This window comes from Rhizobium leguminosarum bv. viciae (genome assembly GCF_012276115.1).
GTDB lineage: Bacteria > Pseudomonadota > Alphaproteobacteria > Rhizobiales > Rhizobiaceae > Rhizobium > Rhizobium leguminosarum_T.
This window is the reverse complement of sequence record NZ_WIEU01000009.1, coordinates 23,104-44,006: the sequence shown is the minus strand read 5'-3', so window position 1 is coordinate 44,006 and position 20,903 is coordinate 23,104. Positions and strand designations below refer to the sequence as shown.

General features: G+C 61.7%; 16 protein-coding genes. 10 read left to right on the top strand and 6 right to left on the bottom strand.

Features of this window, described 5'->3' with window-relative positions; genetic code table 11:
• Positions 1–27: 27 nt before the first annotated feature.
• Positions 28–927 (top strand): bifunctional methylenetetrahydrofolate dehydrogenase/methenyltetrahydrofolate cyclohydrolase FolD, encoded by a 900-nt coding sequence (gene folD / locus GFM02_RS17265; RefSeq protein ID WP_168263276.1) that lies wholly within the window; start codon positions 28–30, stop codon positions 925–927.
• On the opposite strand, the gene GFM02_RS17260 is transcribed toward folD, so the two are convergent.
• Positions 928–1,953, bottom strand: a complete 1,026-nt coding sequence (locus tag GFM02_RS17260; RefSeq protein WP_168268982.1) for a substrate-binding domain-containing protein — start codon at positions 1,951–1,953, stop codon at positions 928–930.
• Positions 1,954–2,262: 309 nt separating this feature from the next.
• Between GFM02_RS17260 and GFM02_RS17255 the strand changes: the two genes are divergently transcribed.
• The 6 genes from GFM02_RS17255 to GFM02_RS17230 all read left to right on the top strand — a co-directional run bounded on the left by GFM02_RS17255 (position 2,263) and on the right by GFM02_RS17230 (position 9,326).
• The gene (locus GFM02_RS17255; protein ID WP_168268980.1) at positions 2,263–3,624 is read left to right on the top strand and encodes an ABC transporter substrate-binding protein; all 1,362 of its coding nucleotides are present in this window, start codon (positions 2,263–2,265) and stop codon (positions 3,622–3,624) included.
• 187 nt (positions 3,625–3,811) lie between these two features.
• Positions 3,812–4,825: a carbohydrate ABC transporter permease gene (locus GFM02_RS17250; protein WP_168264654.1), complete on the top strand. Its 1,014-nt coding sequence runs from the start codon at positions 3,812–3,814 to the stop codon at positions 4,823–4,825.
• Position 4,826: 1 nt separating this feature from the next.
• Entirely contained in the window at positions 4,827–5,990 is a 1,164-nt protein-coding gene (locus tag GFM02_RS17245) for a carbohydrate ABC transporter permease (protein WP_168322268.1), read from the top strand.
• A gap of 34 nt (positions 5,991–6,024) precedes the next feature.
• The gene (locus tag GFM02_RS17240; RefSeq protein ID WP_168263291.1) at positions 6,025–7,677 is read left to right on the top strand and encodes an alpha-glucosidase; all 1,653 of its coding nucleotides are present in this window, start codon (positions 6,025–6,027) and stop codon (positions 7,675–7,677) included.
• 30 nt (positions 7,678–7,707) lie between these two features.
• On the top strand, positions 7,708–8,796 hold the full coding sequence (locus GFM02_RS17235; RefSeq protein WP_077977651.1) for an ABC transporter ATP-binding protein: 1,089 nt from the start codon (positions 7,708–7,710) through the stop codon (positions 8,794–8,796).
• Positions 8,797–8,972: 176 nt separating this feature from the next.
• On the top strand, positions 8,973–9,326 hold the full coding sequence (locus tag GFM02_RS17230; protein ID WP_168322267.1) for a hypothetical protein: 354 nt from the start codon (positions 8,973–8,975) through the stop codon (positions 9,324–9,326).
• Positions 9,327–9,406: 80 nt separating this feature from the next.
• On the opposite strand, the gene edd is transcribed toward GFM02_RS17230, so the two are convergent.
• The 5 genes from edd to GFM02_RS17205 form a co-directional block, all read right to left on the bottom strand.
• The gene (gene edd, locus GFM02_RS17225; RefSeq protein ID WP_168322266.1) at positions 9,407–11,230 is read right to left on the bottom strand and encodes a phosphogluconate dehydratase; all 1,824 of its coding nucleotides are present in this window, start codon (positions 11,228–11,230) and stop codon (positions 9,407–9,409) included.
• A gap of 79 nt (positions 11,231–11,309) precedes the next feature.
• Entirely contained in the window at positions 11,310–12,008 is a 699-nt protein-coding gene (gene pgl / locus GFM02_RS17220) for a 6-phosphogluconolactonase (RefSeq protein WP_168322265.1), read from the bottom strand.
• Between the two features lie 10 nt (positions 12,009–12,018).
• Entirely contained in the window at positions 12,019–13,494 is a 1,476-nt protein-coding gene (zwf, locus tag GFM02_RS17215; protein WP_168322264.1) for a glucose-6-phosphate dehydrogenase, read from the bottom strand.
• A 135-nt stretch (positions 13,495–13,629) separates the two neighbouring features.
• Entirely contained in the window at positions 13,630–14,928 is a 1,299-nt protein-coding gene (locus GFM02_RS17210; RefSeq protein WP_168322263.1) for an NAD(P)/FAD-dependent oxidoreductase, read from the bottom strand.
• A 9-nt stretch (positions 14,929–14,937) separates the two neighbouring features.
• Positions 14,938–16,374, bottom strand: coding sequence for a glutamine synthetase family protein (locus tag GFM02_RS17205; RefSeq protein WP_017967073.1), 1,437 nt, complete (start codon positions 16,372–16,374; stop codon positions 14,938–14,940).
• An 88-nt stretch (positions 16,375–16,462) separates the two neighbouring features.
• Here GFM02_RS17205 and GFM02_RS17200 point away from each other — a divergent pair, with 88 nt between their 5' ends.
• The 3 genes from GFM02_RS17200 (at position 16,463) to GFM02_RS17190 (ending at position 20,885) form a co-directional block, all read left to right on the top strand.
• Entirely contained in the window at positions 16,463–17,683 is a 1,221-nt protein-coding gene (locus tag GFM02_RS17200) for an NAD(P)/FAD-dependent oxidoreductase (RefSeq protein ID WP_168268971.1), read from the top strand.
• Positions 17,684–17,897: 214 nt separating this feature from the next.
• Complete coding sequence (locus GFM02_RS17195) at positions 17,898–18,041, top strand: hypothetical protein (protein ID WP_165503813.1); 144 nt, start codon at positions 17,898–17,900, stop codon at positions 18,039–18,041.
• A 312-nt stretch (positions 18,042–18,353) separates the two neighbouring features.
• Complete coding sequence (locus GFM02_RS17190) at positions 18,354–20,885, top strand: methyl-accepting chemotaxis protein (protein ID WP_168322262.1); 2,532 nt, start codon at positions 18,354–18,356, stop codon at positions 20,883–20,885.
• Positions 20,886–20,903: the final 18 nt, after the last annotated feature.

Sequence of the window (20,903 nt, the reverse complement as noted above, 5' to 3'; positions counted from 1 at the left end):
TTGACGCGAAACAGGGCGGAGAGACGCGTGACGACAGTAATCGACGGAAAGTACGTAGCTGCATCGGTCATTCAGACAGTCAAGAGTGCGACGGCGGCGTTGGAAAAGAGCAGCGGCGTCACCACCGGCCTCGCGGTCGTCATCGTCGGCGATGACCCGGCAAGCCACGCCTATGTCGGCTCCAAGGGCCGCATGGCCAAGGAATGCGGCTTCAAATCCGTTCAGCACACGCTGCCGGCCGAAACGAAGCAGGAGGATCTGGCAGCTCTCGTCGCCACCCTCAACGCCGATCCGTCGATCCACGGCATTCTGGTGCAACTGCCCTTGCCGAAGCCGCTCGACAGCGAGGCGATCATCCAGTCGATCCTGCCGGAAAAGGATGTCGACGGCCTGAGCGTCGTCAATGCCGGCAAACTCGCCACCGGCGATCTGAAGACCGGACTGGTCTCCTGCACCCCGGCCGGCGCCATGGTTTTCGTCCGCCGCACTCATGGCGAGGATCTCTCCGGCCTCAACGCCGTCGTCATCGGCCGCTCCAACCTGTTCGGCAAGCCGATGGCGCAATTGCTGCTCAACGCCAATGCGACGGTGACGATTGCGCATTCCAGGACCAAGAACCTCGCCGAGGTCTGCCGCAACGCCGATATCCTAGTGGCCGCCGTCGGCCGGCCGGAGATGGTCAGGGCCGATTGGGTGAAGCCCGGTGCGACAGTCATCGACGTCGGCATCAATCGGGTGGCAGCCCCCGAAAGAGGCGAGGGCAAGACCCGGCTCGTCGGCGACGTCGCCTTCGAGGAGGTCTCGGCGGTCGCCAGCACCATCACCCCGGTTCCCGGCGGCGTCGGACCGATGACCATCGCCATGCTGATGGCCAACACGGTTATCGCCGCCCACCGCACGGCAGGGCAGACGCCGCCGCAGTTTTGATTAGAACTTCGGCGCAGGGCCGGTCGAGGCCCTGACGATCAGCTCGGTCTTCCAGAGCTCCTGGTCGGGGAAGGGGCCGGCCTGCTTCACGGTGCCGATCAGCCGCTGCGCGATGCGAACGCCCGCCGCCCGCAGTGAAGAGCGCGTCGTCGTCAGCGGCACGGAAAAGCTTTCCGGTTTCAGCAGCGGCAGCACGTCGTCATGGGCGATCAGCGAGATATCCTCACCGAGCCGCAATCCGGCCTGGTTGACCGCGCGGATCGCGCCGAGCGCCAGCACCGTGCTGGAGCAGAGGATCGCCGTCGGCCGCTCCGGCAATTGCAGGAAGTGTTCCATCGCCAGCAGGCCTTGCTCGTCCGTCATCAGCGCGTGGCTCATGCAACCCTCCTCGAGCGCGAGCCCGCGCTCGGCAAGGGCTGATATGACGCCGTTCTTCCTGCGGATGGCGAAATCGAGATGCATCGGTCCGTTCATCAGCGCAAAGCGCGTATGGCCGAGTTGAAGCAAGAGCCGCGTCGCATCGTAGAAGGCGCCTTCATTGTCGATGTCGAGATAGGGATAGTCCGGCTCCGAACCGAAGGAACGGCCGTGTACGACATAGGGCATGGAGAGCGATCTCAGCATAGCGAGCCGCGGATCGTGGCCGCGCATATAGGCAACGAACAGGGCATCGACATTGCCGCTGATTGCAAGGCGGCGCAGCGCCGCCACCTCGTCATCCGGGTCGGCCGGCATGATGACGAAGTGGAAGTCGTGGCGCACGGCCTCTTCGCCGAGCCCGGCCAGGAATTCACCGAAATGAACGTCGGACTGGTGGCCGGGCGCCGTCGGCATGACGAGGCCGATCGAGCCGGCCTTGCCGGTCGCAAGCCGCTGCGCCGCCTTGTTCGGCCTGTATCCGGTTTCCTTGACAGCCTGAAGCACGCGCTCCCGGGTCGCCTCGTTGACCTCGGGATAGCCGTTGAGCGCCCGGCTCACCGTCGTCTGAGACAGCCCCAGCAATTCCGATAGCTGTTTGAGATTCACCTGCTATGCTTCCTCCCAGCCCGCCCGTCAGCCGTCTTGAAAAGGCCTGCCGCCTCCCAGTGGCATCCAAAGCGCTTTCAATTATGTATCATCTGGCGCGCTTGACTCAAGAAAAATCGCTCCATATTTCCCGATAGGCGCTGTTGCGCCGCGATATGCCGCGATATCCGGCGTATTCACAGCGGGTTTTCGCGAATTGACTTGACTCCATTCCACCGAAAGTGGAATGAGTTGGGTGTCAAAGCGCTTTGAAATTTCTTTTATTGAGGGAATTCGGCGCGGTTGGGATTGTGATGGGAGGTTGATCACATGAAAAAGTCATTTTTGATGGGCGTTGCCGTGGCAGCGCTTTTTGCCGGTGCTGCGTCCGCGGCCGATTTGAAATTTGCCCCGGGACAGGATTCCAAGTTCAACTGGAAGAGCTATGACGAGTTCAAGGCTGCTCATGCCGATCTGAAGGGTCAGCCGCTGACGATCTTCGGGCCGTGGCGCGGCGAGGACGAGGCGTTCTTCATGAGCGTGCTTGCCTATTTCACCGAAGCGACCGGCATCGATGCCAAATACTCCTCTTCCGAAAATTACGAACAGCAGATCGTCATCGACACGCAGGCGGGCTCGCCGCCGAACATCGCCGTTCTGCCGCAGCCCGGCCTCCTGGCCGATCTCGCCAGCAAGGGCTTCCTGACGCCGCTCGGCGACGAGAATTCCAAGTGGATCAAGGACAATTACGGCGCCGGCGACAGCTGGGTCGGTTACGGCACCTACAAGGGCAAGGACGGCAAGGAAGCCTTCTACGCCTTCCCCTACAAGGCTGACGTAAAATCGCTGGTCTGGTATGTTCCGGAGAACTTCGAGGAAGCCGGTTACAAGATCCCGACGACCATGGAAGAGCTGCATGCCCTGACCGACCAGATCGTCAAGGACGGCGGCGTACCCTGGTGCATCGGTCTCGGTTCCGGCGGCGCCACCGGCTGGCCGGCGACCGACTGGGTCGAGGACATCATGCTGCGCATGCAGCCGCCGGAAGCTTACGACAAGTGGACGACCAACGAGCTGAAGTTCACCGATCCGGCCGTCGTTGCCGCGATCGACGAGTTCGGCAAGTTCGCCAAGAACGCGAAATACGTCGATGGCGGCGTCGCAGCCGTGGCCTCGACCGATTTCCGCGACAGCCCGAAGGGCCTCTTCGCGGTTCCGCCGAAGTGCTACATGCACCATCAGGCCTCGTTCATCCCGTCCTTCTTCCCTGAAGGCACGAAGCTCGGCCAGGATGCCGACTTCTTCTACATGCCGACCTTTGCTTCGCATCCCGAACTCGGCAAGCCGGTTCTGGGCGCCGGCACGCTCGTCTCGATCGCCAAGGACTCGAAGGCTGCTCGCGCTTTCATCGACTTCCTGAAGACCCCGATCGCCCATGAGGTCTGGATGGCGCAGTCGAGCTTCCTGACGCCGTATAAGGGGGTCAGCACCGAGGCCTATGCCAACCCGCAGATGAAGAAGGAAGGCGATATCCTGACCTCCGCCACCACCTTCCGCTTCGACGGTTCCGACCTGATGCCGGGCAAGATCGGCGCCGGCGCCTTCTGGACGGGCATGGTCGATTTCGTCGGCGGCAAGTCCGCTGAAGAGTCCGCTGGCGAAATCCAGAGCGCCTGGGACGGCATCAAGTAATCCTTCAAAATGATGCCGCGGGCTTGCCGGCGGCATGGCTTGCATGACTGGCCGGGCTCGCAAAGAGCCCGGCCATCGCAGCATATATTGTGATCAGGCAATCAAAGAGATTGACGGTGACCGGGGTCGACCCGTCAGAATTAAAAACCGGTCGGAATAAGATCAGGGGAAGCAGGGGAGGGACGAAATGCTGTCGCAGATAGTGTCCGCTTTGGGTGTCGTGGTCGCCGCCGTGATCGCGTGCTCGGCCTATTTCTATTTTTCGAACAAGATCCTGGATATGGCTCTGCCTGTGAAGGACGGCGACATCCGCGCCGCATCGCGGAACCTCAACCGCCGCGCATTGATCCGGCCATGGTTGTTCATCGGCCCGGCGCTGTTCCTGCTCATCGTCTACCTCGTCTATCCCGTCGTTGCGACCTTCATCCTCTCCTTCTACGACCGCGCCGGTCTGCAGTTCGTCGGCCTCGCCAACTACAAATGGGCGCTCGGCGACCGCGAATTCCGCCAGTCGATCTTCAACAACATCCTCTGGCTCGCGGTGGTGCCGGCTGCCTGCACCTTCTTCGGCCTCGTCATCGCCGTGATGACCGATCGCATCTGGTGGGGCAATATCGCCAAGAGCATCGTCTTCATGCCGATGGCGATCTCCTTCGTCGGTGCCTCGGTCATCTGGAAATTCATTTATGAATATCGCGGCGGCAACGACGTCCAGATCGGCCTGCTGAATGCCATCGCCCAGACCTTCGGCGGCACGCCGGAGGTGTGGATCTCCATTCCCTTCTGGAACAACTTCTTCTTGATGATCATTCTGATCTGGATCCAGACCGGTTTCGCCATGGTCATCCTGTCGGCGGCTCTTCGCGGCATTCCGGAAGAGACGATCGAAGCGGCCGTCATCGACGGCGCCAATGGCTGGCAGATCTTCTGGCGCATCATGGTGCCGCAGATCTGGGGCTCCATCGCAGTCGTCTGGACGACGATCACCATCCTCGTCCTCAAGGTCTTCGACATCGTGCTGACCATGACCAACGGCCAGTGGCAGACGATGGTGCTGGCGAACCTGATGTTCGACTGGATGTTCCGCGGCGGCGGCGATTCCGGCCGAAGCGCGGTCATCGCCATCATCATCATGCTCGCCGTCACGCCGATCATGGTCTGGAACGTGCGCCGCGCCAATCGCGAACTGAAGGGGCACTGAGATGACCGCTATCGGAAGCTACTTCAAGATCGGCCCCGCCCGGCTCTTCGTTCACGCAGCCGTTCTGTTGATCGTCATCATCTGGCTCATCCCGACGCTGGGCATCTTCGTCAGCGCCTTGCGCGACAAGGACCAGATCGTCGTCTCCGGCTGGTGGACGGCCTTCGTCGGCTCGACGCAGACCGTCGCCGTGCGCTTGGGCACGCCGGACCAGCAACGGCAGGAAGGCACCACCTACGTCATCTCAGGTAATGTCCTGGAAGGCCAGACCGGCCGCGCGGTGAAGGCCTTCGGCAACCGCGTGCAGCAGCCGGCCGCCTTCAAGGCCGGTGAGACCGCCGATCTCGGCGACGGTGAAACCCTCCAGATCAACAGCGACGGCAGTTATCGCTATGTGAAGAACGCCGCCTTTTCGCCCGACCAGCGCCCGCGGCGCATCTATGCATCCGTCTCGGCACCGCCGGAATTCACCATGCAGAACTACAACACGGTTCTGACCGGCGAGGGCATCGGCCAATCCTTCATCAACTCGCTGACCGTGACGATCCCGGCGACGATCATCCCGATCCTGATTGCCGCTTTCGCCGCTTATGCCCTGAGCTGGATGGAGTTTCCCGGCCGCGCGCTGCTGATCGCGCTCGTCGTCGGCCTCATCGTCGTGCCGCTGCAGATGTCTCTGATCCCGCTGCTGCGTCTCTACAACGAGATCGGCAACATGCTCGGCCAGCCGTCGAAGACCTATCCCGGCATCTGGCTGGCTCATACCGCCTTCGGCATGCCGCTCGCCATCTATCTCTTGCGGGCCTATATCGCCGGCCTGCCGAAAGAGATCATCGAATCCGCCCGCGTCGATGGCGCGAGTGATTTCGAGATCTTCGTCCGCATCGTTTTGCCTCTATCCTTCCCGGCACTCGCCTCCTTCGCCATTTTCCAGTTCCTGTGGGTATGGAACGACCTGCTCGTCGCCATGGTCTTCCTCGGCACCGACAAGGACCACATCGTGCTAACCGGCAGCCTGAACGCGCTGCTCGGCTCGCGCGGCGGCAATTGGGAGATTTTGACGGCGTCAGCCTTCGTCACCATCATCGTGCCGCTGCTCGTCTTCTTCGGGCTGCAGCGTTACCTGGTGCGCGGTCTGCTGGCGGGTTCGGTCAAGGGAGGCTGATCATTCCCGAACGTGACTTCAAACAGGATATTCCATGAACGTGGCTTCCCAATCGATCTCGACCCCTGACAAGGACTGGTGGCGCGGCGCGGTGATCTACCAGATCTACCCGCGCTCCTACCAGGATTCGAACGGCGACGGCATCGGCGACCTGAAGGGCATCACCGCCCGCCTGCCGCATGTGGCAAGCCTTGGGGTCGATGCGATCTGGATCTCGCCCTTCTTCACCTCGCCGATGCGTGATTTCGGTTATGACGTTTCCGACTACGAGAATGTCGATTCGATCTTCGGCACGCTGGTGGATTTCGACACGATGATATCAGAGGCCCATCGCCTCGGCATCCGCGTGATGATCGACCTCGTCATCTCCCACAGCTCGGATCAGCACCCCTGGTTCGTGCAAAGCCGCTCCAGCAAGACCAACGCCAAGGCCGACTGGTATGTCTGGGCCGACGCCAAGCCGGACGGCACGCCGCCGAACAACTGGCTGTCGATCTTCGGCGGCTCGGCATGGGCGTGGGATCCGACGCGCATGCAATATTACATGCACAATTTCCTGACCTCGCAGCCGGACATGAACCTGCATAACCCTGAGGTGCAGGACCGTCTGCTCGATGTCGTGCGCTTCTGGCTCAATCGCGGCGTCGACGGCTTCCGCCTGGACACCATCAATTTTTATTTTCATGACACGCAGCTGCGCGACAATCCGGCGCTTGCCCCCGAACGCCGCAACGCCTCGACGGCGCCGGCGGTCAATCCCTATAATTTCCAGGAGCATCTCTACGACAAGAACCGGCCCGAGAATCTTGCGTTCTTGAAGCGCTTCCGGGCCGTTCTCGAGGAGTTCCCGGCGATCGCCGCCGTCGGCGAAGTCGGCGACAGCCAGCGCGGCCTCGAAATCGTGGGTGAATACACCTCCGGCAACGACAAGATGCATATGTGTTATGCCTTCGAGTTCCTGGCGCCCGATCCGCTGACGCCGGAGCGGGTCGAGGAGGTGATGCAGGATTTCGAAGCTGCCGCACCCGATGGCTGGGCCTGCTGGGCCTTCTCCAATCACGACGTCATGCGCCATGTCAGCCGTTGGGGCGGGCTGGTCGCCGATCATGACGCCTTTGCCAAGCTTTATGCCTCGTTGCTGATGACCATGCGCGGCTCCGTCTGCCTCTATCAGGGCGAGGAGCTGGCATTGACGGAGGCCGATCTTGCCTATCAGGATCTCCAGGACCCCTATGGCATCCAGTTCTGGCCGGAATTCAAGGGCCGCGACGGCTGCCGCACGCCGATGGTCTGGGACAGCCAGGTCGCCCAGGGCGGCTTCTCGACGGTCAAGCCCTGGTTGCCGGTGCCGGTCGAGCATATCCTGCGTGCCGTCAGCGTCCAGTTGGGCGACGAAACTTCCGTGCTGGAGCACTATCGCCGCTTCATCGCCTTCCGAAAGCTGCACCCGGCTTTTGCCAAGGGCGAGATCGAATTCGAGGAAACACAGGGCGATACGCTGGTCTTCACTCGTGAATACGGCAATGAGAAGCTGCTCTGCATCTTCAATATGAGCCCTGCCGAGACCGGCGTCATCTTGCCGGCGGGAGAATGGCAGGCATTGACGGGCCACGGCTTTACCAGCAACAACTATGGCGACAAGATCGATATTCCGGCCTGGGGGGCGTATTTCGCCCGTCTCGCCTAACACAGGCCAAGGAACACAGGGGAGAGAGAAATGACTGGACTGACGCTGAAGGATATCCGCAAATCCTACGGTTCCGTGGACGTTCTCCACGGTATCGACCTCGATATCAAGCAGGGCGAATTCATCGTCTTCGTCGGTCCGTCCGGCTGTGGCAAATCCACGCTTCTGCGCATGATCGCCGGTCTGGAGGCGATCACCGGCGGTGAGATGTATATCGACGGCCATCTCGTCAATGACGTGCCGCCCTCCAAGCGCGGCATCGCCATGGTCTTCCAGTCCTATGCGCTCTATCCGCACATGACCGTGTTCGATAACATGGCGTTCGGCATGAAGATCGCCGGCGAAAGCAAGCAGGAAATCGATCGCCGCGTCAAGGCGGCGGCCGAGAGCCTGCAGCTGACACAATATCTCGGTCGCCTGCCGAAGGCGCTTTCCGGCGGCCAGCGCCAGCGCGTGGCGATCGGCCGCGCCATCTGCCGCGATCCGAAGGTCTTCCTGTTCGACGAACCGCTCTCCAACCTCGATGCCGCGCTGCGCGTCGCGACCCGCATCGAGATCGCCCGTCTGAACGAACAGATGGCCGATACGACGATGATCTACGTCACCCATGACCAGGTCGAGGCGATGACGCTCGCCGACCGCATCGTCGTACTCTCCGCCGGCAATATCGAGCAGGTCGGTGCGCCGCTGGACCTCTACGAGCGCCCGGCAAACCTCTTTGTTGCGAAATTCATCGGCTCGCCTGCGATGAACATCATCCCCGCGACGATATCAGGGACTGGAAGCCAGACGACGGTGACGCTGACCGGCGGCATGTCGGTGACGCTCGATATCGCGACCGATGCGTCCGAAATGGGCAAGCAGGCAAGCTTCGGCGTTCGTCCGGAGGATCTCGGGGTTGCCGACGGCGCCGACTACCTTTTCGAAGGTGAGGTGTCGATCGTCGAAGCGCTCGGCGAAGTGACGCTGCTTTATATCGAGGGCCTGGTTCCCGGCGAGCCGATCGTCGTCAAGCTGCCCGGCATCTACGATGTGAAGAAGGGCCAGAGGATGCGGTTTGCCGCCGACAGGCAGAAGTTGCATCTCTTTGACGCAACCGGTCATACCTACCGGAAATGAGGCGGCCATTTTTGGGGTGATCACCCCAGGAATTGTGCAGGACGGGCCGAATTCTCACTTTCTGTTAAAGATCGGCTGCTACCTTTTCCTCGTCAATTTATGAGGGGGATAAGCACGTGGCCGCTTCCAATCCGTCACAGCCAAAATCTCATTTCCTGAGCAAGGAAGAATCCTTCATGTACGACCGCGAGGTGCGGTTCAAGATGGAGGACACGATGAATGCCGCGCGCATCGAATATACGGAAAAGGGCGTCATGCATGCGGCTTCGCGCCGCTGCGACATTGTCCGGATCTCGATGAGCAGCGCGACACTCGCGATCCTGACCCAGTTCAGCCTGCCGAAGCAGTTCTATCTGGATATTCCGGATGCCCGCATCACCAAGGTCGGCTGCCTGCTGATGAAGGTCAACGCCAACAATACGATCGACGTCCGCTTCTTGCGCCTGCTGACGCAGAAGGAGCTGAACAAGATCTTCGTCTACAGCACCCATCCGGCCCACCGTGACTACGTTCTCGACGTCCGAGCCTGAGGGACCATCCGACTGAAATCAAAAACCCACGGGGTGCTGCGCGCGCCCCGTGGGTTTTTGTCTGTCTCCAGTGACCACGCTCAGTGGTGGAAGAGCACGCTCGCACCCTGGTCCGAAGGTCCGACGGCGCGGCGGAACGGTGCGAAGAGCTCGCGGCCCATCCCGAATTCATTGTCGGAGAGATCGACGACGACAGGTTCACGCTCGGCCATGTCGGCCGCATCGACGAGCAGCTCGAGCGTGCCCTTGATCGCGTCGAGGCGAATGATGTCGCCCTCGCGGATGCGGGCGATCGGACCGCCGTCGACCGCTTCCGGCGTGACGTGGATCGCCGCCGGCACCTTGCCGGATGCACCGGACATGCGCCCGTCGGTCAGCAGCGCCACGCGGAAGCCGCGATCCTGTAGCACGCCGAGCGGCGGCGTCAGCTTGTGCAGTTCTGGCATGCCGTTCGCCTTCGGGCCCTGGAAGCGCACGACGGCGATGAAATCGCGGTTGAGCTTGCCTTCCTTGAAGGCATCCTGCAGCTCCTGCTGGCTGTGGAAGATGATTGCCGGCGCCTCGATGATGTGGCGCTCCGGCTTGACGGCCGATATCTTGATGACCGCCTTGCCGAGATTGCCGCGCAGCATCTTCAACCCGCCATTCGCCTGGAACGGCGTCTCGATGCTGGAGAGAACTTTGGGATCGACGCTTTTTTCCGGCGACGGCTCGCGCAGGACGGCGCCCTTTTCGCCGAGACGGGCATCCACCGTATAGGCTGCAAGACCCTGGCCGAAGACGGTGCGCACGTCGTCATGCACCAGACCGTGCTTCAACAGTTCCTTGATCAGGAAACCCATGCCGCCAGCCGCCTGGAAATGGTTCACGTCGGCCAGTCCGTTCGGATAGACGCGGGCAAGCAACGGGACGATTTCCGAAAGCTCGGCGATGTCCTGCCAGGTGAGCTGGATGCCGGCTGCCCGCGCCATGGCGACGAGGTGCAGCGTATGATTGGTCGAGCCGCCGGTCGCATGCAGGCCGACGACGCCGTTGACGACCGAGCGTTCGTCGATCATCTCGCCCGCCGGCGTGAATTCGTTGCCGAGCGCGGTGATCGCCAGCGCCCGCTTGGCAGCTTCGCGCGTCAGCGCTTCGCGCAGCGGCGTGCCGGGATTGATGAAGGAGGAGCCCGGCATGTGGAAGCCCATGATCTCCATCAGCATCTGGTTGGAATTGGCGGTGCCGTAGAAGGTGCAGGTGCCGGGGCCGTGATAGGATTTCGATTCCGCTTCCAGCAGTTCGGCGCGTCCGACCTTGCCCTCGGCGAACAGCTGGCGCACGCGCGACTTCTCGTCGTTCGGCAGGCCTGTCGTCATCGGGCCGGCCGGAACGAAGATCGACGGCAGGTGCCCGAAGGACAGGGCTGCGATCACCAGGCCTGGCACGATCTTGTCGCAGACGCCGAGGAAGAGGGCGGCATCGAACATGTTGTGCGACAGGCCGACGCCCGCCGACATGGCGATCAGGTCGCGCGAGAACAGCGAGAGCTCCATGCCCGGCTGTCCCTGGGTGACGCCGTCACACATCGCCGGCACGCCGCCGGCCACCTGCGCCACGCCGCCTGCTTCGGCGGCTGCCTCGCGGATGATCGCCGGATAGGTCTCGAACGGCTGGTGGGCCGAAAGCATGTCGTTATAAGCGGTGATGATGCCGAGATTGGCGATGCGGTCGCCGGCAAGCGCATCCTTGTCGGCGGGGGAACAGACCGCGAAGCCATGGGCGAGGTTGGCGCAGCCAAGCACCGAGCGCTGCACGCCCTGCGAGGCGGCCGCGCGCAGGTGTTCGAGATAGCGTTCGCGGGTGGGTTTCGAGCGTTCGACGATGCGATCGGTGATCGCAGAAATGCGTACGTGAGCGGACATGGAAAATCCCTGCCTTGTTCGTTGTCTCTATCTGTTTCGGCGGCTCCGGCCTAAATCTGAATTTCAGATCTGCGGCGGATCAGGGAGCCCAGTAGATCTCGACCGGGGAAGTGGCCCGGCGCAGAATGGCGCGGATCGGCATTTCTGCCTCTTCACCGCTGCCTTCCGCCTTGGCGAGAACGTCTTTTTTGCCTTCGCCCTCGATATGGAGAACCAGGAGTGCGGCATCCTCAAGACTGGAGAAGGTGAAGGTCAGGCGCGGCTCGCCGGCCCCTTCCGCTTCCATGGTGATGATGCCGCGCGGCGTCGATGCGTCGAGCGCCTTGGCAAGATTGCTGCCACCGGGAAAGAACGAGGCGGTGTGGCCGTCGCCACCCATGCCGAGGATGACGATGTCGAAGGGGATGCCGATCTCGGCGCTTTTTGCCGTCGCAAGTCTTGCAGCTTCCTCGACGGAAGGTGCCGGCTGGTAAAGCGGCACGAAGCGCGCCGCCTTTGCCTTGTTTTGAAGAAGATTGGCGTCGACCAGCAGATGGTTCGAGCGCGGATTGTCGGCCGGCACGAAGCGTTCGTCGACAAGCGTGATCGTCACTTTTTCCCAGGCAATGTCGCGTGTCGAAAGCGCCTGGAAGAAGGCCTTCGGTGTGGAGCCGCCGGAAACGGCGATGGACGCCGTTCCGCGTGCGGCGATCGACGCCGAAAGCGTATTCGCGACCTTATCGGCGAGGCTGCCGGCGAGATCTGCGGCGCTAGCGAAGGAATGCAGGGTCGATGTCATCGATGTCGTCCTAGATATCGTCATGCCAGGTGCGGCCGTCGCGCTCGATCAGCGCGATGGCCTGGCTCGGGCCCCAGGTGCCGGCCGTATAGCCCTGCACCTGCTGGCCGGTCGTTTCCCATCCCTTGAGGATCGGGTCGACCCATTTCCATGCAGCTTCGACTTCGTCGCGGCGCATGAACAGCGTCTGGTTCGAGCGGATCACGTCCATCAGCAGGCGCTCGTAGGCGTCGGGATTGCGGACGTTGAAGGCCTGGGCGAAGCTCATGTCGAGCGAGACATTGCGCAGGCGCATGCCGCCCGGACCCGGATCCTTGATCATCAGCGACTGCTTGACGCCTTCGTCCGGCTGCAGGCGGATGATCAGCTGATTGGCAACGATGCGGCCGGCCGCCTGATCGAAGATCGCATGCGGGATCGGCTTGAAGGTAATGACGATCTCGGACATGCGCCCGGCAAGGCGCTTGCCGGTTCTTATATAGAAGGGAACGCCGGCCCAGCGCCAGTTATTGATCTCGGCCTTGATGGCGACGAAGGTCTCGGTGTTCGAGACGCCGCCTTCCAGCTCTTCGAGATAGCCCTTGACCGGGCCGCTGCCCGATGCGCCGGCGCGATACTGGCCGCGGACCGTCGCCTGCTCGACGTTGGAGGCATTGAGCGGCTTCAGCGCGCGCAGCACCTTCAGCTTCTCGTCGCGCACGGCTTCGGAGTCCATCGACGAGGGCACTTCCATCGCCGTCAGGCAGAGCAGCTGAAGAATGTGGTTCTGCACCATGTCGCGCAGCGCACCCGCCGTATCGTAATAGCCGGCGCGGCCTTCGAGGCCGACCGATTCAGCCACGGTGATCTGCACGTGGTCGATGTAGTTGGCATTCCAGAGCGGCTCATAGAGCGCATTGGCAAAGCGCAGCGCCATCAGGTTCTGCACCGTCTCCTTGCCGAGATAGTGGTCGATGCGGAAGATCTGCTCTTCCTTGAAGGCACGGCCGATCGTGTCGTTGAGCTGCAGCGCAGAAGCGAGATCGCGGCCGATCGGCTTTTCGACGACGATGCGGGTCGACTTGGTGATCAGCTTATGGTCTGCGATTTTCTGCGAAATATCGCCGAAGATGCCGGGCGCGACCGCGAGATAGAAGGCGCGCACACGGTCCTTGCCCTCGTCGAGCAGCTTCTTCAGCTGATCCCAGCCGGTATCCGTGCGGGCATCGACCGAGACGTAGTAGAGGCGGGCACAGAACTTCTCCACCTCAGCCTCGTCGTATTCGCCCTTCTTCAGGTGTTCCTTCAGCGCATCGCGGGCAAAATTGCGGTATTCCTCGTGGGTCAACGGGCTGCGCGAGGCGCCGATCACGCGGGTCGGTTCGCTGAACTGGCCTTCGATCTGGCGATGATAAAGGGCGGGCAGTAATTTGCGTTCGGCAAGGTCGCCGCTGCCGCCGAAAACGACGTAATCAAAAGGCTCAACGGGAATGATTTGGCTGCTCATGAGCTTGTCTCTCAATCAGGCTTGGTTGACGGCTCTTTTAATCTAATCGATTTAAAAAAGCCAGTGTGCAGTGCAATGAATCTCTCAGGCACCGGTTTTAGAGCGAATTTCCGGAAGATGAAATCCGCAATCGGACTAAAACTTGTCGCGAAGCGCAAACCACGACAAGGCGAGGAAAAGCAACGGCGCCCGCATGCGCGCACCACCGGGAAAGGCTGGAATATCAAGCGATGTGAAGAGGTCGAGATCGCGAGATTTTCCAAGCACCGTGTCCGCGTAGAGCTTGCCACAGTAGTTTGACAGCATGACGCCATGGCCGGAATAACCGCCGATCGAGATGACGCCGGGCATGACCTCGCGCACGAAGAGCTGGCGTGGCATGGTGATGCCGACGTTGCCGCCCCAGGCATGGGTGATCTCGATGTCCTTGAGGTCCGGGTAGATCTCGGCAATCTGCCGGCGGATGTGCAGCGAAATGTCCCGCGGATTGTCGGAGGTATAGGCCTCGCGTCCGCCGAACAGCAGACGGCCGTCGCCGAATTTGCGGAAGTAGCGCACGACGAAGCGCGAATCGGCCACAGCCTCGCCCCCGGGCAGCACATCCGGATGCCCGTCGAGCGGCGCGGTGGCACCGATGAAGGAGCGGATCGGCATGACGTGGCTTGCCGTCACCGGTTCGAGGCCGTCGATATGGCCGTCGCAGGCGATCAGCGCGCGCTCAGCGGTGATCGTTCCCCTTTCGGTTTCGATCGTCACCTTGCCGCCGCTTTGGCGGATCGCCGTTGCCGTGGTCATCTCGAAGATTTCAGCACCGGCATTGGCGGCGACCCGCGCCAGCCCGACCAGCAGCTTCAGCGGATGGATATGGCCGGTGCCGACATCGCGCACGCCGCAATGGAAACGCTTCGAGCCGAGCCTCTCTTGCGTTTCCTCCTCGTCCATGAAGCTGAGATGCGGATAGCCGTAGCGTAAGGCGGCGATTTCGGCATTCTCGTAATAGTCGCGTTTGTAGCTTGCCTTGTGTGCGACATTGAGCTGGCCGGGCACATAGTCGATCTCGATCTGATGCTCGCGGGCGAAATCGATGAGATGGCGCTTGGCCGCTTCGGCAAGATCGAACAGCGCCTTCGAGCGTTCGTAGCCGATCTTCTCCTCGAGTTCTTCCGGCCACCATCGCTGACCGGTGCCCAGTTGGCCGCCATTGCGTCCGGACGCCCCGTCGCCGAAGCGGCAGGCGTCGATCAGGACCACCGAAATGCCTGACTTGGCAAGATTATAGGCGGCCTGCAGGCCGGTATAGCCGCCGCCGACAATCGCGACGTCACATGTTCTCGATCCGTCAAGAGCGGGGTAGGTGGGCCGCTCCCCGACGGTTGCCTGATACCAGGACAGCCCGGGCGCGATCGGGCTCTGCCATGTCTCCTGCGATGCCATGATGGTCCCTCACACGTTGAGCAGAAGGAATTCCCGCTCCCAAGGGCTGATCACCTGCATGAAGGTTTCGAACTCGCCGCGCTTGACGCCGGCATAAAGGCCGATGAACTGCTTGCCGAACATCTCCTCGAAGGCGGGTTCGTCCTCGAGCAGCGCCACGGCCTCCAGCAGGCCGCGCGGCAGGTCGATCGAGCCCTCATTGGCCGAATCCTCCGTCGGCGCCGTCGGCTCGATCTCGTTCATGATTCCGAGCAGGCCGGAGGCGAGCGAGGCGGCGAGTGCGAGATAGGGGTTGGCGTCCGAGCTCGGCAGCCGGTTTTCCACGCGCCGCGCTTGCGGATCGGAAACTGGCACGCGGAACGCCGTCGTCCGGTTGTCGTAACCCCAGGCATTGTTGACCGGGCAGGACATATCGGGCTGCAGGCGCCGGTAGGAATTCACGTAGGGCGCCAGCATCGCCATCGCGCTCGGCACGAATTTCTGCATGCCGCCGATGAAATGGAAAAATTCCTTCGAAGCCGATCCGTCGGGATTGGAGAAGATGTTCTTGCCGGTCTCGATATCGACCACCGACTGATGGATATGCATCGCCGAACCCGGCTGGCCCTGCATCGGCTTGGCCATGAAGGTCGCGTAGATGTCGTGTTTCAGCGCCGCCTCGCGGATCGTTCGCTTGAACAGGAACACCTGGTCGGCAAGTTCGATCGGATTGCCGTGGCGCAGGTTGATCTCCATCTGCGCCGGTCCCTCTTCATGGATCAGCGTATCGATCTCCAGCCCCTGCTTCTCCGAGAAATGATAGACGTCGTCGATCAGCTCGTCGAACTCGTTGATGCCGGCGATCGAATAGCCCTGGCCGCCGAGGATCGAGCGGCCGGACCGGCCTTTCGGCGGGTGCAGCGGATAGTCGGGATCGTCGTTCTTGGCGACGAGGTAGAATTCGATCTCGGGCGCCACGATCGGCTTCCAGCCGCGCTCATGATAGAGGCTCATGATCCGCTTCAGAACGTTGCGCGGCGTATAGGGGACTTCCCCACCGTCCGAATCGACGATATCGCAGATCACCTGCGCCGTCGGGTCGGTCTCCCAGGGCACGACGGAAAGCGTCGAAAGGTCTGGCATCAGCTTCAGGTCGCTGTCGCGCGGCTCATAGCGGAAGCTCTCCGTCTCGTCGGGATATTCGCCCGAAATCGTGTGCCGGTAGATCGCCGAAGGCAGCGCCAGCGAGGTGTTGGAGGTGAATTTCGAACTCGGCATCATCTTGCCGCGCGCAACGCCGGCAAGGTCCGGCGTGATGCATTCGATGTCTTCGATGCCCCTGTCCCTCAGCCACCGCGCTGCTTCCTTCCAGTTCGCAACGCCGCGTAGGGATCCGGGCTCCGGGGGAGTTTTTTTCGAGGCGGGTACGTTTCTGGCAGGCTTCAGCGTCGTCTTTTTTGGGGACATGACACACCGGTTTGCGTTGATCGTGGCGCCATCATAACCAGACTTTGCCAATTGGCGAGGGGTTGAGAACGTTGACTTTCGCCCTTTGATGGAAAAAGAAGACGCGGGTTTGATCGGGGAAACGGGTTTGCAGCGCAAAAGCGACGTTATCGTCATCGGCGCCGGAGCGGCGGGCATGATGGCCGCCATCCGTGCCGGAAAACGCGGCCGCTCGGTCGTCATCCTCGACCATGCCAGGGCGCCTGGCGAGAAGATCCGCATATCAGGCGGCGGCCGCTGCAATTTCACCAATATCCATGCCGGACCGAAGAATTTCCTCTCCGCCAACCCGCATTTCTGCAAGTCGGCGCTCGCCCGTTTCACGCCCGCCGATTTCATCGCCATGGTCGACCGCCACGGCATTGCCTGGCACGAGAAGACGCTCGGCCAACTTTTCTGCGACGATAGCGCCAAAGACATCATCCGCATGCTGCTGGCGGAGATGCGCGCGGCCGGTGCAGCGCTGCATCTTGGCACCGAAATATCAGGTGTCGAAAAGACCGAAGCCGGCTTCCGGGTATCGACCGGCGAAGGTCACTGTGAAGCATCGTCGCTGATCGTTGCCACCGGCGGCAAATCGATCCCGAAGATGGGCGCCACCGGCTTTGCCTATCGCCTTGCCGAGCAGTTCGGCTTGGCCGTGCTCGAAACCCGACCCGGCCTCGTGCCGCTGACGCTCGATCCCGGCCTGCTGGAAAGCATCGCGCCGCTCGCCGGCATTGCCGCCCCGGCCGAAATCCGCCACGGCAGGACTGGCTTCCGCGAAGCGCTGCTCTTCACCCATCGCGGGCTGAGCGGCCCCGCCATCCTGCAGATCTCCTCCTACTGGCGCGAAGGCGACGAGATCGTGGTTGCGATCGAGCCGGATATCGACATTGCCGCGCATCTGACGACGGCAAAGCAGATCAATGGCCGTCAGTCGCCGCAGACGGCACTCGGCGATATCCTGCCGAAGCGGCTGGCACAATTTCTCGTCGAGCGCGAAAAGATCTCCGGCAACATGGCCGACCTGCCCGACAAGGCGCTGCTGCGTCTTGCCGCCGGCGCCCAGAACTGGGCGGTCAAACCGTCCGGCTCGGAAGGCTACCGCACCGCCGAAGTGACGCTTGGCGGCATCGACACGGCAGCGCTCGATTCCCGCAGCATGGAAGCAAAAGCCGTGCCCGGCCTCTATTTCATCGGCGAATGCGTCGACGTCACCGGCTGGCTCGGCGGCTATAATTTTCAGTGGGCCTGGGCTTCCGGTTTTGCCGCCGGCGAATGCGTCTAAAGCTCTTTGTTTTGATGCATGTCGTGGGCCCAAAACCGCTGCACATTTTTTGACATGCCTTGGAAATATCTGGAGATACCGATTCAAGACTTCTTAATAGAGGTGCGCCATCCTGTCTCAATTGGCGGTTTGTAAGGTCGTCCCTAAATTAAGCTTTACCGGCAAGCCGATTTGTTGGATTGTTGTTGTGTTAGAGAGAAGTGAGGTTTCGCCCATGAACAGAAACGCACGACGCGCCCGCGCCATCGCAATTGCCGAGGCAAAGCCGAACGCTCGAATGGTCGCCCTGCGCTATCTGATGCTTGCAGCCGGCGCCACCGCCGCCTGCCTCGCGCTGCTGCTCTCGCACTTCATCTGATCCTTTCAGCAGACCTGGAATCAACGTTGCGACATGCTAGTTGTCGCACCGCGGCATCGCGGTCCATAATTTGTAACTATTTCACTGCCTTGGCTTAACCCGCCATAACCGCTTATCCGAAAATTAATATCTAATCTGACACAATTGCTCGCGAATATTTGGGCATCTCCAAGTTGTTTGGACATGAACTGGCAATGACTGCCGCCTGGCCTCCGGGTTCCCCAATGTAAAATAAGAACAGCTCGATGTGCACCCGGCTGGCGCCATGTGGCCGCCTGCGGGAGGAGTGGTGTATGAAAGGCCCGGAACGCCATGTTGATTGACAAGATTCTTTCCCGCTTCAGGATCAAGACCAAGGTTCTGATCTTCGTTCTGCCTTTCGTCGTCACCATTTCGGCGGTGGGCCTGACGGGTCTCTATGCTTCCGGACTTCTGCAGGGCCGCATGGAAATATCCAACAGCGTGTTGCAGTCGCTGAGCGGCTTCAAAGATCTCTATGGCTCGATGGACGATTTCCTGCGCGTCACCAGCCCTGAGGCGCGCGACAAGCTGATCGCGGATCTGAAGACCCAGCAGGGTGTGCTCGACCAGACGCTGAACCAGGTTGGTGACGAGGCCGCCGGCCGTGACAGCCTTGCGGAGGCATCGCGCCGCACCAAGGAAATTTCGGGCGTCGTCGACAAGCTGTGGGCGCTGCACGAGCAGGAGAAGGCATTGCATGAGCAGATCGACGCAGCGCAAAAGAGCGTGATCAGCACCCGCTTCACCGTGTCCTATCAGGCCGAGGAATTGCAAAACACGGTCCAGAGCGACGAGAGCGCAGCCACCGCTACCCTTCGCACGGCCGACCGCCTGCTGAAGGGCGGTGATTTTCTCGGCACCGTCGCCAGCGGCTTCAGCAAGCCGCAGACACCGCAGGACAAGATCGCCTTCATCAACGAACAGATGCCGGAGATCATTAAATCGCAGCGTCTGATCGCCATCTCGGTTCCGACAAATCAGAAGAATGTCGTCGACGCGCTGGCTGCGACCATCGACGGCATCAAGACGATCGCCCAGACGCCCAATCCGACCGACGAGACCGCCATCGAACTCGGCCGTCTGGTTTCACGCTTCCGCCAGACCGCGACCTATACGCAGTTGACGGCGACGCAGAAGATGCGTGACGCGACCCAGGAATTCGCCGCGCTCGACGGCCGGATTGCCCAGGCCAATTCGGTCCTGCAGGATACGCGGCGTCTCGAAAATTCGGTCTATTCGCTGCAGATCGTCCTTTCCGACTTTCTAGCCGACTCCAGCAAGGAAAATCTCGTGCGCCTGCAGCAGCAGGCCGGCACGCTTGGCAAGGACATGCAGGTGCTGGTCACCAGCGCCAAGGGCATGGGCTTTGCCGAAGGCATATCCGGCGCGATCCAGCCGGCGCTCGACGTCATCTCCGGCGGCGGCTCGAAGATCGTCGACACGATCGGCGAGCGTGTCACGGCCTATGCCGCGGCCCGCCAGGAACTCGACCAGATCTGGAAAAAGCTGACCGATTTCGCCGAGCTGCAGAAGCAGACGGCCGGCACCGAGCGCACCCAGGCAAACAGCATCTCCGTCCTGACCACCGGTCTCGGCATCCTCCTGTCGATCCTCGGCGGCATTGCCCTGGTGCTGACGCTGCAGCGCCCGATCAGCCATATCACCGGCGCCATGCGCCGCATCGCCGAAGGGGCGCTGGATACCAGCATCTCCGGCGAGCAGCGCCACGATGAAATCGGCGACATGGCCCGCGCGCTCGGCATCTTCAAGGAAAATGCCATCTCGAAGATCCGCATCGAGGAGCAGAGCGACGAGGAACGCGCCGCCGCCGAACATGAGCGCCAGCGCAACGACGCCGAAAAGCGCGAGATGGATCGTCAGATCGAATTCGCGGTCAATGCGCTCGCCGCCGGCCTCGAACGCATGTCGCAGGGCGATATTTCGACAACGATCGAAACGCCCTTCATCGGCCGTCTCGAACAGCTGCGCCAGGATTTCAACGGCTCGATGATGCGCCTGCAGGCGACGATGAGCCAGATCCGCGACAATGTCGAACTGATCCAGGGCAATGGCAACCAGATGGCCCAGTCGGCCGAGGACCTCTCCAAGCGCACCGAACAGCAGGCTGCCTCGCTTGAAGAGACAGCTGCCGCCGTCGATGAGATCACCGTTACGGTCCGCTCTTCGGCCGAACGCGCCAAGGATGCCGACCAGATCGTCCGTCAGGCCAAGCGCAGCGCCGACGATTCCGCCGTCGTCGTCAGCAACGCGATCGACGCGATGAGCCGCATCGAAGGTGCTTCGCGCCAGATCGAGCAGATTATCGGCGTCATCGACGAGATCGCCTTCCAGACCAACCTCTTGGCGCTCAACGCCGGCATCGAGGCGGCGCGCGCCGGTGAAGCCGGCAAGGGCTTCGCGGTGGTCGCGATGGAAGTCCGCGAACTGGCCCAGCGCTCCGCCGCCGCGGCGCAGGAGATCAAGGGGCTGATCAACAAGTCGACCAACGAGGTCAATTCCGGCTCGCAATTCGTGCAGGAAACCGGCACGGTGCTCGCCAAGATCAGCGCCCAGATCGTCACGATCAGCCAGCATGTCGAGATGATCGCCCGCGCCAGCCACGACCAGTCCAACGCGCTGCAGAGCGTCAACGCGACGGTCAACCAGATGGACCAGATGACGCAGCAGAACGCCGCCATGGTGGAGGAGACGACTGCCGCCAGCCGCGAACTGGCTGACGAGGCCGATTCGCTACGCAGGCTCATCCAGCAGTTCAAGATCGATGGCGAAGCCACCGGTGCGCCGGTCTACCGCGCCGCCTGATCAGGGCTCGATTGCAAA

What these genes read in the sequence shown, in the direction of transcription:
- GFM02_RS17255 (WP_168268980.1), top strand. Translation starts at nt 2,263, where the DNA reads ATGAAAAAGTCATTTTTGATGGGCGTTGCCGTGGCAGCGCTTTTTGCC.
- GFM02_RS17250 (WP_168264654.1), top strand. Translation starts at nt 3,812, where the DNA reads ATGCTGTCGCAGATAGTGTCCGCTTTGGGTGTCGTGGTCGCCGCCGTG.
- GFM02_RS17245 (WP_168322268.1), top strand. Translation starts at nt 4,827, where the DNA reads ATGACCGCTATCGGAAGCTACTTCAAGATCGGCCCCGCCCGGCTCTTC.
- GFM02_RS17240 (WP_168263291.1), top strand. Translation starts at nt 6,025, where the DNA reads ATGAACGTGGCTTCCCAATCGATCTCGACCCCTGACAAGGACTGGTGG.
- GFM02_RS17235 (WP_077977651.1), top strand. Translation starts at nt 7,708, where the DNA reads ATGACTGGACTGACGCTGAAGGATATCCGCAAATCCTACGGTTCCGTG.
- GFM02_RS17230 (WP_168322267.1), top strand. Translation starts at nt 8,973, where the DNA reads ATGTACGACCGCGAGGTGCGGTTCAAGATGGAGGACACGATGAATGCC.
- edd (WP_168322266.1), bottom strand. Translation starts at nt 11,230, where the DNA reads ATGTCCGCTCACGTACGCATTTCTGCGATCACCGATCGCATCGTCGAA.
- pgl (WP_168322265.1), bottom strand. Translation starts at nt 12,008, where the DNA reads ATGACATCGACCCTGCATTCCTTCGCTAGCGCCGCAGATCTCGCCGGC.
- zwf (WP_168322264.1), bottom strand. Translation starts at nt 13,494, where the DNA reads ATGAGCAGCCAAATCATTCCCGTTGAGCCTTTTGATTACGTCGTTTTC.
- GFM02_RS17210 (WP_168322263.1), bottom strand. Translation starts at nt 14,928, where the DNA reads ATGGCATCGCAGGAGACATGGCAGAGCCCGATCGCGCCCGGGCTGTCC.
- GFM02_RS17205 (WP_017967073.1), bottom strand. Translation starts at nt 16,374, where the DNA reads ATGTCCCCAAAAAAGACGACGCTGAAGCCTGCCAGAAACGTACCCGCC.
- GFM02_RS17200 (WP_168268971.1), top strand. Translation starts at nt 16,463, where the DNA reads ATGGAAAAAGAAGACGCGGGTTTGATCGGGGAAACGGGTTTGCAGCGC.
- GFM02_RS17195 (WP_165503813.1), top strand. Translation starts at nt 17,898, where the DNA reads ATGAACAGAAACGCACGACGCGCCCGCGCCATCGCAATTGCCGAGGCA.
- GFM02_RS17190 (WP_168322262.1), top strand. Translation starts at nt 18,354, where the DNA reads ATGTTGATTGACAAGATTCTTTCCCGCTTCAGGATCAAGACCAAGGTT.